Annotated in this window: 8 protein-coding genes; 5 read left to right on the top strand and 3 right to left on the bottom strand. The window is 66.3% G+C overall.

All coding sequences use genetic code 11. The features are described 5' to 3' along the window. The 3 genes from ACFWPK_RS26820 (at position 1) to ACFWPK_RS26810 (ending at position 4313) form a co-directional block, all read left to right on the top strand. The gene (locus ACFWPK_RS26820; RefSeq protein ID WP_378920311.1) at positions 1–1260 is read left to right on the top strand and encodes a helix-turn-helix domain-containing protein; all 1260 of its coding nucleotides are present in this window, start codon (positions 1–3) and stop codon (positions 1258–1260) included. Positions 1261–1321: 61 nt separating this feature from the next. Beyond that, positions 1322–2575, top strand: coding sequence for a pyridoxal phosphate-dependent aminotransferase (locus tag ACFWPK_RS26815; protein WP_378920310.1), 1254 nt, complete (start codon positions 1322–1324; stop codon positions 2573–2575). A 463-nt stretch (positions 2576–3038) separates the two neighbouring features. Continuing rightward, on the top strand, positions 3039–4313 hold the full coding sequence (locus ACFWPK_RS26810; RefSeq protein ID WP_378920308.1) for a YibE/F family protein: 1275 nt from the start codon (positions 3039–3041) through the stop codon (positions 4311–4313). A 26-nt stretch (positions 4314–4339) separates the two neighbouring features. Here ACFWPK_RS26810 and ACFWPK_RS26805 read toward each other — a convergent pair whose 3' ends face one another. Continuing rightward, positions 4340–5698 carry an Hsp70 family protein gene (locus ACFWPK_RS26805; RefSeq protein ID WP_378920307.1) on the bottom strand — a complete coding sequence of 453 codons (1359 nt, stop codon included), beginning with the start codon at positions 5696–5698 and terminating at the stop codon, positions 4340–4342. A gap of 60 nt (positions 5699–5758) precedes the next feature. After that, positions 5759–7081: a UDP-glucose dehydrogenase family protein gene (locus ACFWPK_RS26800; protein ID WP_378920305.1), complete on the bottom strand. Its 1323-nt coding sequence runs from the start codon at positions 7079–7081 to the stop codon at positions 5759–5761. Positions 7082–7290: 209 nt separating this feature from the next. On the opposite strand from ACFWPK_RS26800, the gene ACFWPK_RS26795 reads away from it, so the two are divergent. Beyond that, positions 7291–7815, top strand: coding sequence for a YdcF family protein (locus ACFWPK_RS26795; RefSeq protein WP_378920453.1), 525 nt, complete (start codon positions 7291–7293; stop codon positions 7813–7815). An 85-nt stretch (positions 7816–7900) separates the two neighbouring features. Here the strand turns inward: ACFWPK_RS26795 and ACFWPK_RS26790 are convergent, their stop codons facing one another. Beyond that, positions 7901–8626 carry a hypothetical protein gene (locus tag ACFWPK_RS26790; protein ID WP_378920303.1) on the bottom strand — a complete coding sequence of 242 codons (726 nt, stop codon included), beginning with the start codon at positions 8624–8626 and terminating at the stop codon, positions 7901–7903. 458 nt (positions 8627–9084) lie between these two features. On the opposite strand from ACFWPK_RS26790, the gene ACFWPK_RS26785 reads away from it, so the two are divergent. Next, the gene (locus tag ACFWPK_RS26785; RefSeq protein ID WP_378920301.1) at positions 9085–12318 is read left to right on the top strand and encodes a (Fe-S)-binding protein; all 3234 of its coding nucleotides are present in this window, start codon (positions 9085–9087) and stop codon (positions 12316–12318) included. The last annotated feature ends 135 nt before the right edge of the window (positions 12319–12453 follow it).

The following is a 12453-nucleotide window of genomic DNA, read 5'->3' as shown; positions in this document are numbered from 1 at the left end:
ATGAGCATCCGGGAGTTCGCGGCTCATCTCGGTGTGCACGAACGGCTGGTGTCGAAATGGGAAGCCGGCGGGGTGCGGGTGCGCCCACGTCCGGTGAATCAGGCCGCGCTCGATACGTCACTGGCCCGGTCCGATGATGTTGTGCGCGCGCGATTCTCGACCCTGCTGGCGCCCGCGGGTGATGCTGACCTGCTCGCGTTCGTCGATGCGGGAACTGTCAAAGGTGCTGTGCCCGAGGTGTTGTCGGAGAGGGAGTTGATCATGGCGGCTGCGCACGAGGCCAGCGAACACGCGGCCGCCGCGGAGGGCACCAACGTGGGGGCAACGACGTTGGCCCAGCTCGACGCCGACGTCCGGCGCATCGCCAACGAATACGTCCATGCCGCACCCGCACCGATGATGGTGGAGATGCTGCGGGTGCGCAGGCGGGTGTATCGACTACTCGACGGGCAGCAGAAGCCGGTCGACACCAGCCACCTCTACCTGCTGGCCGGGACGTTGTCGGGGCTGCTGGCCAACGCGAGTACCGACCTGGGCTATCTCGATGCCGCAGGCGAACAGATCAGGGCCGCTTGGGCTTACGCGGAGCTGAGTGGGCACAACGGATTGCGCGCGTGGACGCGCGGCATGCACGCGCTGATCGAGAACTGGTCCGACCGGCCGCGCAACGCCGTCCAATTGGCGCGCAGCGGACAGGAATTCGCGGGACCGGGACTCGGCCGGGTGCGGCTGCTCAATATCGAGGCAAGAGTGTGGGCGCGACTCGGCAGCGACGCCGAGACCGACCGGTGCCTGCGCGCGGCCGAGGTGGCGGCCGGTGACCGCCGCGACGAACTACACGACGAGATCGGCGGGGTGTTCGGTTTCGGCCCGCCCAAGGCCGCCTACTACGCGGGCGCCACCTGCATCCAGCTCGGCCGCGCCGAACAGGCACTGGCCGCCACCGAACGCGCCATCACCCTCTACTCGAGCGGTCCACCGTTACAACGCTCCTACGGCGCCGAATCGCTGGCCCGCGTCGACAACGCGGCCGCGCACCTCATCAACGGCAGCATCGACGGCGCCGCCGACGCCCTGCGCCCGGTCCTCGACCTCCCCGAGGACAAGCGCATCGCCCAGCTGAGCGAACGCCTCGTTGGCCTGCGCCGCCGCATCGCCGCCCCGACCTATCGGGACGCGGTGGAAGCACGCGGCCTCGACGAACGCATCGAAGAATTCTGTGTCGCGACCGCGGCCTTGGCCACCCACCCGCGACCGTAGAGGGCTGTCACCAGGGCACAAGGCGACCGCGCGCCCAAATAAGGTTGCACAGGATGGCAACATGGGACCGGTGAGTCCTCAATTGCCGCATGTGCCCCCGCGCGTTCTCGAGCAGTCGACCAAACTGCAGAACGTGGTCTACGAGATCCGTGGGCCGGTTCACGCACAGGCAGCACGCCTGGAGGCCGAGGGCCACCGCATTCTCAAGCTCAACATCGGCAACCCGGCCCCCTTCGGCTTCGAGGCGCCCGATGTGATCATGCGCGACATCATCGCCGCCCTGCCGTATGCCCAGGGGTACTCCGAGTCCAAGGGCATCCTGTCGGCGCGGCGCGCGATCGTGACCCGCTACGAGCTGGTGCCGGGCTTCCCCGAGCTCGATGTGGACGACGTCTACCTCGGCAACGGAGTGTCCGAGCTGATCACCGTCACCATGCAGGCCCTGCTCGACAACGGCGACGAGGTGCTGATCCCGGCGCCCGACTACCCGCTGTGGACGGCCATGACCAGCCTGGCCGGCGGTACTCCGGTGCACTACCTGTGCGACGAGGAGAACGGCTGGCAGCCCGATATCGCCGATATCGAATCCAAGATCACCGACAAGACCAAGGCCCTGCTGGTGATCAACCCGAACAATCCGACGGGTGCGGTGTACTCGGCGGAGGTGTTGCAGCAGATCGTCGACCTGGCGCGCAAGCATCGGTTGCTGCTGCTGGCCGACGAGATCTACGACAAGATCCTCTACGACGACGCCAAGCACATCTCGCTGGCCTCGCTCGCCCCCGACCTGCTGTGCCTGACGTTCAACGGGCTGTCGAAGGCGTATCGGGTGGCCGGTTACCGCTCGGGCTGGCTCGCGATCACCGGGCCGAAGGAGCACGCGGCCGGTTTCCTCGAGGGCATCGATCTGCTCGCATCCTCGCGACTGTGCCCGAACGTGCCCGCTCAGCACGCCATTCAGGTGGCGCTCGGCGGACATCAGAGCATCGAGGATCTGATCCTGCCCGGTGGGCGGCTGCTCGAGCAGCGCGATGTGGCGTGGGAGCGGCTCAACATGATCCCCGGTGTGTCGTGCGTGAAGCCGCGTGGCGCGCTGTACGCGTTCCCTCGGCTTGACCCGAACGTGCACGAGATCCACGACGACGGAAAGCTCGTGCTGGATCTGCTGCTGCAGGAGAAGATCTTGATGGTGCAGGGGACCGGCTTCAACTGGCCGGCGAACGACCATCTGCGGATCGTGACCCTGCCGTGGGCGCGCGATCTGGCCGTGGCGATCGAGCGGTTCGGCAACTTCCTCGCCAGCTACCGACAGTAGAGCTACAGTCGGAGCTCACTTGTCAGGGCTTTGACCAGTGAGTTTAGGGACTCTCGTCAGGATGTCCATCTTGGTATGGCAGATAAAACAGACTGAGAGTTCGGAATGTTGGATGTTTTGAAGATCTACTAGTGCAAAAGTCCATCTTTTGTGTACAGTAGACCTCGGCGCTTCGGCGCCCTGGCCCGGTTGTCTACCCCCCCTGGACAACCGAGAGCCTTAGGTACGCGCGCCTACCCCCCTGGGCGCCTGCCTCCGGCGGCGGAGACACCCCCCTGCTCTCCGCCGCCCACAAACCCGCCTCCCCGGGTCTAGGCCAGACCTAGACCCGGGGAGGTTTTTGTATGTGGCGGGGGTTCTGATGTGGGCCCAGTTTGCTCGTTCCCGGGGAGTTACCCATGTTCTTGCGAGATCTGGTGTTGCGGGGGTGTTATTGAAAACGAAGTCCTTTAAGCTTCGGGCCGTGAGCGAGCATCATCATCACCATCACGACCATTCCGGGCCGATTGCCATCAGTGACACCGCAGCCAAGGTCGTTGTCGGGTTGTTGGCGATCATCGGGGCGGTGGTGCTGGTCGCGACGGTGATCTTGTGGCCGAGTGCGCAGCACGTCGAGATTCCGTTGCCGATGCAGACCATGACCGGTGAGGCGGTGCAGACCGAGGCCGGAACCGTTGTCATGCAGGACATCGGTCCCTGCGGGAGTCCGTCGAACGGGAAGGTGTTCGCGGACACGCCGCAACCGCCGCGGACCGCCTCCTACACGTGTCAGCGCAGCATCATCGAGCTCAGGTCGGGGCCCGACGAGGGTAAGAAGACGCTGTTCGAGATCGCGCCGGGGCCGGGGCAGCCCGATCTGCGGGCGGGCGACAACATTCGGGTGGTGCGGGCCGCTGATCCGGCGGGGGTCACCATGTACGCGTTCGAGGACTACTCGCGCGGGCTGCCGTTGGCCTTGATCGTGCTCGCGTTCGTCGTGGTGATCTGTGTGGTCGCGCGGTGGCGAGGGTTCCGGGCACTCGTCGGGTTGTGCTTCGCGTTCGGTGTGGTGGTGATGTTCCTGCTGCCCGCGCTGCTCGACGGGAAGTCGGCGATTCCGGTCGCGCTGGTGTCGGGGGCGCTGATTCTCTACGTGGTGCTGTACCTCGCGCACGGAGTGAATCTGCGGACCAGTTCGGCGCTGCTCGGGACGCTCGCGTCGATGGTGGTGGCCGCGGTGCTGTCGTGGCTGGCTATCGAGGCCACCCATCTCACGGGGTTGTCCGAGGAACAGAACACCAACGTGGCGACCTACATCCAGCACGTGAGCATCACCGGGTTGCTGCTGGCGGGGTTCATCATCGGCTCGCTCGGTGTGCTCAACGACGTGACCATCACCCAGGCTTCGGCGGCCTTCGAACTCGCCGCGCTCGACGAAGGCGCGACGCGGCGGGAGATCTTCACCGCGGCCATGCGGGTCGGGCGCGACCACATCGCCAGCACCGTCTACACGCTCGTGCTCGCCTATGCCGGTGGGGCGCTGCCGTTGCTGCTGCTGTTCAGCGTGGCGGGGCGCTCGATCACCGATGTGCTGACGGGTGACGCGGTGGCCATCGAGATCACGCGATCGGCGGTGGGTGGCATCGCGCTGGCGTTGTCGGTGCCGTTGACGACGGCGATCGCGGTGATGCTGGCACGGCCCTTCGGGTCGAAGCAGGCAGCTGTGGTGCCCGCGCGCGCCAGACACGCCCGGAACTGAACCGGGCAGGTCTTCGAATCGAGCGGTTACTGACCGGCGGGTGGGAAGCCGGGCAGGACAACCGGGGGCAGGGTCGGCAGGACGACCGGGGGGAGCCCAGGGACCACGGTGAAGGTGTTGGGGCCCTGGGCGGGCGGCGCGGTGGTGGTTACCTCCGCTTGCCGCGGATTCACCGGTGGCGCGGCCACGGTTTCGTGCTGGGCCTCGGTGGTCGCGACCGGAGCCGTCGACGGGCCGACGACGCTGGGGCGTGGCGGGGTCGACGCGGGGACGGCTTGCGAACCGTCACTCGACGAACCGCGCTCGAGCACTTCGGGGCCGTAGCCGAGGCCGAGGCCGATCGCGGCGACGACCACCAGCGAACTCACCGTCAGCACCGCCACATTCAGTTCCCGGCGGGAATGAGCGCGATTGGTGAGCGCGCTGAGCGGACGGCGGCCGCGGGTGGGTGCGGTGAGCCAGGCGGGGGTCGTGTCGTCGTGTTCGCCCATCGGGATCGGTGCCGGGGCGACGGGCGCCTGCTGGACCTGGGCGGGCCGGGCGAGCAACGCGGCACCGCGGGCCAGCGCGGTCTCCGGCTCGGCGGGCACGATCACCGGCACGCCGATCGTGCGCTCGAGCACGCGCGCGATCAACGGAATCCGGGCGCCACCACCGAGAACCATCACCGCCTGCACCGGATGTTGCGCGCGGATGATGACATCGCGGGTCATCCGGGCCGACGACTCGATCGCCAGCATCATCAGCGCTTCGAAATTCTCCTGCGTGAGCAGCACCAGGCCCTGTTCGCTGGGTAGCGCCACCGCATTGCTGTTGGACAGCTGCTCCTTGGCGGCCCGGCACAGCGCGTCGAGTGCGGCCAGGCCCGCCGGGTCGGCCGGATGCGCGATCCGGCCCGAGGCGATCTGCTGCTCCCTGATCAGCGAATCCAGGTAGTCGCCGCTGATGTCGCTGATCCGCTCGCACTGGTACACATCGCTGGTGCGGGCGTTGATCACGCTCACCGTGAGACCCGAACTGCCCAGGTCGTATACGGCCAGCGTGGACACTTCGCGCATATCGCTGGTGGCGTGGGCGAAGTGCACGGCGGCAACGGCTTCGGGAACGAGCTGGTAGTTGGTGAGCTGGCGCCTGGCCATCGCGGCGCGGACCGCCCTGGCCTGCGGATCGCTGCGGAAGGTGATGGTGGTGGCGACGACCTCCGGCGTGGCGGCCAGCGTGGCGGCGATCGCGTCGGCGGCGAACTCCTCGGCCCGCTGTTCGGGCATCGAGATGGATTGCAGCTCGAATGAATACGCCGGGACCGAACCGTGCGGGCCGCCGTGCTGCGGACGCGCGAGGCGCACCGTCCCGGCCCCCACCGATACTCCCAGAACCGAACTCATCCGCTGCCCATCTCGTCCGTGCTGCACGAAATTCGCCCAGCCCCCGCTTGGCTCGCTACTCTACGGGGTCCCGAGTCCGGCGTACACCCACCCGGCTTGACGCCAGGCGGTGCTGTCCAAGCAGTTGCGACCGTCGATGATCGAACGGGAACGTACCACCGGGTCCAGGTCGGCCGGAGTCAATGCGGTGAATTCGTTCCATTCGGTAAGTACCAGCACCACATCGGCGCGATCACAGGCCTCCGAGACCGAGGTGGCGTAGTTCAGCGTGGGGAACACGCGGCGCGAATTCTCCACTGCTTTGGGGTCGTACACGGTGACGACGGCGCCGTGCAGCTGGATCATGCCCGCCACATTCAGGGCGGGCGAATCGCGCACATCGTCGGATTCGGGCTTGAAGGCCGCGCCGAGGACCGCCACATTCGCGCCGAGCAGGGAACCACCGCAGGCGCGGGCGGCCATGTCGACGACCTTGGTGCGGCGGCGCATATTGATGTTGTCGACCTCGCGCAGGAACGCGACGGCGTGATCGGCGCCGAGTTCGCCCGAGCGGGCCATGAAGGCGCGGATGTCCTTGGGTAAGCAGCCGCCACCGAAACCCAGTCCGGCATTGAGGAAGCGGCGGCCGATGCGGGCGTCGTAGCCGAGCGCGTCGGCCAGCATGGTGACGTCGGCGCCGGTGGCCTCACAGACCTCCGAGACGGCGTTGATGAACGAGATCTTGGTCGCCAGAAAGGCATTCGCCGAGACCTTCACCAACTCGGCGGTGGCCAGGTCGGTGAGCAGGAAGGGGATCTCGGCGGCGATGAGGTCGGCGTAGATCTCGCGGATGTGCTGTTCGACCCAGGACGAACGTTCGCGGGCATGGTCGAGACCGAGGACGAGGCGGTCGGGGCGCAGGGTGTCCTGCACCGCGAAACCCTCGCGCAGGAACTCGGGGTTCCAGGCGACCTCCACCTCGACATTCGCCTGCTCGCGGGCCCGAATGCCGAGGGCGGCGGCGGTTCCCACCGGCACCGTGGACTTGCCGACGATCATCGCCGGGCGTTCCAGCATCGGGGCGAGCGTGTCGACCACCGCGTGAACGTATTTCAGATCGGCGCCGTACTCGCCCTTCTTCTGCGGTGTTCCGACGCCGAGGAAGTGGACGTCGGCGTGGGCCGCGGCGTCGGAGTAGTCGGTGGTGAACCGCAGGCGGCCGGCGGCGAGGTTGCGCTGCAGCACTTCCTCTAGTCCCGGCTCGTAGAACGGCACCACACCATCGGCCAGCTTGGCCACCTTGCCGGGATCGACGTCCACCCCGACCACGTCGTGTCCCAACTCGGCCATACACGCTGCATGCGTGGCTCCGAGGTACCCCGTTCCGAAGACTGTGCATCGCATACTTCTGTTGGTAAGCGGCGCGCGTGGCTACGCCGCGTCAGCGAGGCAAGAGGGGGCGCAACATCTGGTGTACAGGGGGAAACGCTGGCTGAGGTGATCGGCGTGCGGGGCTCTCACCTGCGGGAATACGATAGCTGGTCGGTGCACGGTTCGGATCGTCGGCCTGCACCGGCGAGAATCGCACGAATATCGCGGATGGAGCATTGACTGTGCGTCGGGTCCTGGTCGCCACGGGTGGATTGCTGGTCGTGGTGTTGATCGCGGTGGTCGCGCTGTGGCCGGTGTACGTGCGGCCGCGCACGGATACCCCGCAGACCGCCGACGCGATTCTCGTCCTCGGTGGGGCGCACGACGGCCGCGAACAACTCGGTCTGCGGCTGGCCGCGCAGGGGTACGCGCCCCGCGTCCTGATCTCCAACCCCTACGACCACAGCCCGATGGTGAATCGGATCTGCCACGGGGGCTACAGCTTCGAGGTCATCTGTTTCGACCCCGACCCCCGCACCACTCTCGGCGAAGGCCGCGAACTGGCGCGCCTCGGTGCCGGTTGGGACCGGGTCATCGTGGTCACCTTCACCCCGCACATCTCCCGCGCCCGCTACATCCTCGGAGAATGCTGGGACGGCGAGTTGCTGTTCGCCGACCCCGAACCACATCTCTCGCCGGCCCGCTGGGCGTGGGACTACACCTATCAGTCGGCGGGGTTCGTGAAGGCTTGGTTCGCCGATTGCTGAAGGGGCCGTAGTCGCCGAACGCGTAAGGCCCCGCTCCGAAGAGGAGCGGGGCCTTAGCGGAGAAACCGTTGGGGCGTAAGCCCTATCAGTTGGCCGGAGCGAGCTCAGGAGCCGGGGCCGCGACAGCCTTCGGCTTGTCGGCCCACACCGTGGTGCCGTCCGGAGCCTGCAGCACCTGCAGCAGCTCCCAGCCGGTGACGGCCATGGTCGGACCACCGATGGCGATCATGCCGACGATTCCGCCGACAGCGGCACCGACGGTCAGACCGGGGATGCAACCGACGGGGATGGTGACGACGCAGCCGATCAGCGCGCCGACGGCGGTGCCGACGAACGTACCGATGGCGGTGCCGATGCTGAACTTGCTGGAGAAGTCGTTGATCGCCTTCTGGTTCTCCTGCGCCGACGCGATGTCCTTCAGGACCGGCTTCGGGCTGACAACCTGCTGGCCGATGGCCACGCCGGCCGGCCGCTCCGGAGTGAGCTCCAGGACAGTGGAGTCCTTGACGACCTCGGTCTTGGTCGGGATCTCCGCGCCACCGATCGAGAAGGCGATCGGCAGGGCGATCACGACCGCGCCGCTGGTGTCCTTGATCTCGGCGATCTTGGTCTTGGGCGCTTCGGGGGTCTCGCCGTCCTGCTCGACGATCGAGAAGGTGCCGTTCTTCACGGTGGCGACGACAGTCTTGTCGACCAGCTTGACCGAGTACTTGATGTCCTGCGGTGCCTCTTCGGCATGAGCAGTGCCCATGGCAACGGTCATCGCCCCGATAACCAGCGCGGCAGCCGCAGTGGTCTTACGGAAGTTCATTCAGGTTCCAATCCATCAGGTGTGGTGCGGCGTGCGATCGAGCAACACGCGAGATCTCGTCAAGCAGGGCATCCCTATGAGATGTCCCCTACTTCTCCCCGAGCAGTGTGAAGACCGGCACAGCATGCAGAACAGCTGGAGCCTAATGGACCGAATCCCCTGAGACCAGCAGGAATTTCGGTGGGGTTAGTAAGCCTGACCTTAGCTTCACCGCAGTTCACGCACGGTTTACGGTGTTCAACAGGCGTTACGGGAACCCCGTAGCAAACAATTTTGTGATATTGCTCACAGGCAAACCACAGGTCAAGTCCCAGTAAACAAGGTCAGAGCACAAAAGCCGATCCTACGGTGGACGGCTGTAGTTACTGGCCGGTAACTTAGTGGCAGTTACGATACGAGCAATCGGGTGAGGTCTCCTCGCTCAGACCCTCGTGTTGCCTCGAAAGAAAGGTCGCGACATGAATGCCCTGACTATCACGTTGGGCACGATTGGAGCTGTGCTCAGCCTGTTCTGTTGGGCGTCGTTTATCGGCGGCGCATGGAACATCGGCAAGGCCATCACCATCGGCCAGACGGCCCCCGATCGTTGGCGACCGTTCTTCCCACGGTTCAAGAACATGTTCATCGAGGTCGCGGCCCATACGCGGATGAACAAGTTCCGCACCGTCGGCTGGGCGCACTGGCTGGTCATGACCGGCTTCATCCTCGGCGCGATCCTGTGGTTCGAGGCCTACGGCCAGACCTTCGACGGCTCGTTCCACTGGCCGATCATCGGCAACTGGGCGATCTACCACCTGACCGACGAGATCCTCGGCATCGGCACCGTGATCGGCATCGGCGCGCTGATCATCATCCGTCAGCTGAACCACCCGCGGATTCCCGCGCGCCTGTCGCGTTTCACCGGCTCCAAGATGGCGCCCGCCTATGTCATCGAGACGATCGTCTTGATGGAGGGCCTCGGCATGATCTTCGTCAAGGCGGGCAAGATCGCCACCTACGGGCACGGGCACGCCTCCACCGACTTCTTCACCATGCAGATCGCCAAGCTGCTGCCCGCGAGCCCGACCATGGTGTCGATCTTCGCGTTCGTCAAGCTGATGTCGGGCATGGCCTTCCTCTACCTGGTCGGCCGAAACATCACGTGGGGCGTGGCCTGGCACCGCTTCTCGGCCTTCTTCAACATCTACTTCAAGCGCGAGGCCGACGGCAGCGTCGCCCTCGGTGCGGCCGCGCCGATGATCTCCAACGGCAAGGTTCTCGACATGGAGAACGTCGACCCCGAGGTCGACACCCTGGGTGCGGGCCGCATGGAGGACTTCTCCTGGAAGGGCTGGCTCGACTTCACCACCTGCACCGAGTGCGGTCGCTGCCAGTCGCAGTGTCCCGCCTGGAACACCGGTAAGCCGCTCTCGCCGAAGCTGCTGATCATGTCGCTGCGCGACCACGGTTACGCCGCCGCCCCGTACCTGCTGGCCGGTGGCCGCAAGGACGCCGGTGGTGACGAGGTCGGCCTGGTCGACGCCGATGGCAAGCCCGATGAGGCCGCGCTGGCCAAGATCCCCGCGGCCGCTCGTGCCGAAGCCGATCGTCCGCTGGTCGGCGGCGAGGACATCGGCGGGATCATCGATCCCGAGGTGTTGTGGTCGTGCACAACCTGTGGTGCGTGTGTCGAGCAGTGCCCGGTCGATATCGAGCATGTCGACCACATCATCGATATGCGCCGCTACCAGGTGCTGATCGAGTCGGAGTTCCCCTCCGAGCTGGCGGGTCTGTTCAAGAACCTCGAGAACAAGGGCAACCCGTGGGGCCAGAACTCCAAAGACCGCCTGAACTGGATCAAGGAAGTCGATTTCGACATCCCGGTCTTCGGTAAGGACGCCGACAGCTTCGACGGGTACGAGTACCTGTTCTGGGTCGGTTGCGCCGGCGCCTACGAAGACCGCGCGAAGAAGACCACCAAGGCAGTCGCGGAGCTCCTCGCGACCGCGGGGACCAAGTTCATGGTCTTGGGTGCGGAAGAGACCTGCACCGGCGACTCGGCACGGCGTGCGGGTAACGAGTTCTTGTTCCAGCAGTTGGCGTTGCAGAACATCGAGGTCATCAACTCGGTGTTCGAGGGTGTCGAGCAGTCCAAGAAGAAGATCGTCGTCACCTGCGCGCATTGCTTCAACACGCTCAACAACGAGTACCCGCAGGTCGGTGGCACCTACGAGGTGGTCCACCACACCCAGTTGCTGAACCGGCTCGTGCGCCAGAAGCAGCTGGTCCCGGTCGCGACGGTCTCGCAGAACATCACCTACCACGACCCCTGCTATCTGGGCCGGCACAACAAGGTCTACGACGCACCGCGTGAGTTGATGGAGGCGTCGGGTTCGAATCTGATCGAGATGCCCCGCCACGGCGAACGTTCGATGTGCTGTGGTGCCGGTGGTGCTCGGATGTGGATGGAAGAGCAGCTCGGCAAGCGCATCAACGTCGACCGGGTCGATGAGGCGTTGTCGACGAACCCGACCAAGATCGCGACGGGTTGCCCGTTCTGCCGGGTCATGCTCAACGATGGTGTGACCGCGCGTCAGGAGCAGGGTCAGGGCGAGGGTGTCGAGGTCGTCGATGTCTCGCAGTTGATGTTGGACTCGATCACTCGTATCGATGCTGCTGAGCTGTCGGCGAATCTGGTTGTCGTCCAGGAGCCCAAGGCCGAACCCGAACCCGAGGTGGAGCCGGAGCCGGTGGCCGAGGTCGCTGCTGCGACCACAGCCGCGCCGAAGGCTGCTCCTGCTGGTGGTGGCCTGGGCATGAAGGGTGCTGCCAAGGCTCCCGGTGGTGGTCTGGGTATGAAGGGTGCCGTGAAGGCTCCCGGTGGTGGGCTCGGTATGAAGGGCGCTGCCAAGGCGCCGGGTGCGAAGGCCTCCGCTGAAGCTGCCCCCGCTGCCGAAACCACCGCGGCCGCTCCGGCCAAGGGTCTCGGTATGAAGGGTGGAGCGAAAGCTCCCGGTGGCGGGCTCGGTATGAAGGGCGCCGCCAAGGCTCCTGGTGCCAAGGCTCCTGCGGCTGAAGCGGCACCCGCCGCCGAAGCCGCGGCTCCCGCGGTCAAGGGCCTGGGCATGAAAGGTGGGGCGAAGGCTCCCGGTGGTGGCCTCGGTATGAAGGGTGCCGCGAAGGCGCCCGGCGCGAAGGCTCCGGCCGCTCCCGCCGCGGAAACCCCTGCTGCCGAAGCCGCTCCCGCACCGGCCGCCACGCCGGTCAAGGGCCTCGGCATGAAGGGCAAGGCGAAGGCGCCGGGTGCCAAGGCAGCTCCGACCACATCGGCCACCGAGGCGCCGGCAGCTCCGGCAGCAGAGGCGGCTCCTGTGGAAGCTCCTGCCGCCCCCGAGGTCTCGGCCCCCGCCGAGTCCAAGCCGTCGGTGCCCGCCAAGGGTCTGGCCATGAAGTCGGGCTTGAAGCGCCCCGGCCCGAAGGCTCCCGGCACCGCTGCGGCACCTGCCGCGACCCCGGCACCTGCCGCGGAACCTGCACCCGCAGCCCCGGCTGAATCCGCGACGGCGGAACCGGAAGCCCCCGCTGCGGAGTCGGCCACCCAAGCCGAGCCGACCAACGGCAACGGCAACGGCACCTCGGTAGCTCCGCCGACCGCCAAGCCCGGCGGCCTCGGCTTCAAGTCCGGTGCGAAGTCCCCGGGTCGCAAGAACTAGCAACTGAACACGAACACCCAGTGAGGCGGGGGTTGCCCCGGAAGACCCCCTCAAAGTTTTTCGCGGCAGTTTGCGCGCCAGCAGATAATGTATGAAAGCCAACGCCCACCGCCGGGAGGTAGGCCCACCGGAGAA

The organism is Nocardia sp. NPDC058519 (assembly GCF_042719755.1).
GTDB lineage: Bacteria > Actinomycetota > Actinomycetes > Mycobacteriales > Mycobacteriaceae > Nocardia.
The sequence above is the reverse complement of the archived record's forward strand: the minus strand, read 5'-3'. Positions and strand labels throughout refer to the sequence as shown.

What these genes read in the sequence shown, in the direction of transcription:
- ACFWPK_RS26820 (WP_378920311.1), top strand. Translation starts at nt 1, where the DNA reads ATGAGCATCCGGGAGTTCGCGGCTCATCTCGGTGTGCACGAACGGCTG.
- ACFWPK_RS26815 (WP_378920310.1), top strand. Translation starts at nt 1,322, where the DNA reads ATGGGACCGGTGAGTCCTCAATTGCCGCATGTGCCCCCGCGCGTTCTC.
- ACFWPK_RS26805 (WP_378920307.1), bottom strand. Translation starts at nt 5,698, where the DNA reads ATGAGTTCGGTTCTGGGAGTATCGGTGGGGGCCGGGACGGTGCGCCTC.
- ACFWPK_RS26800 (WP_378920305.1), bottom strand. Translation starts at nt 7,081, where the DNA reads ATGCGATGCACAGTCTTCGGAACGGGGTACCTCGGAGCCACGCATGCA.
- ACFWPK_RS26790 (WP_378920303.1), bottom strand. Translation starts at nt 8,626, where the DNA reads ATGAACTTCCGTAAGACCACTGCGGCTGCCGCGCTGGTTATCGGGGCG.
- ACFWPK_RS26785 (WP_378920301.1), top strand. Translation starts at nt 9,085, where the DNA reads ATGAATGCCCTGACTATCACGTTGGGCACGATTGGAGCTGTGCTCAGC.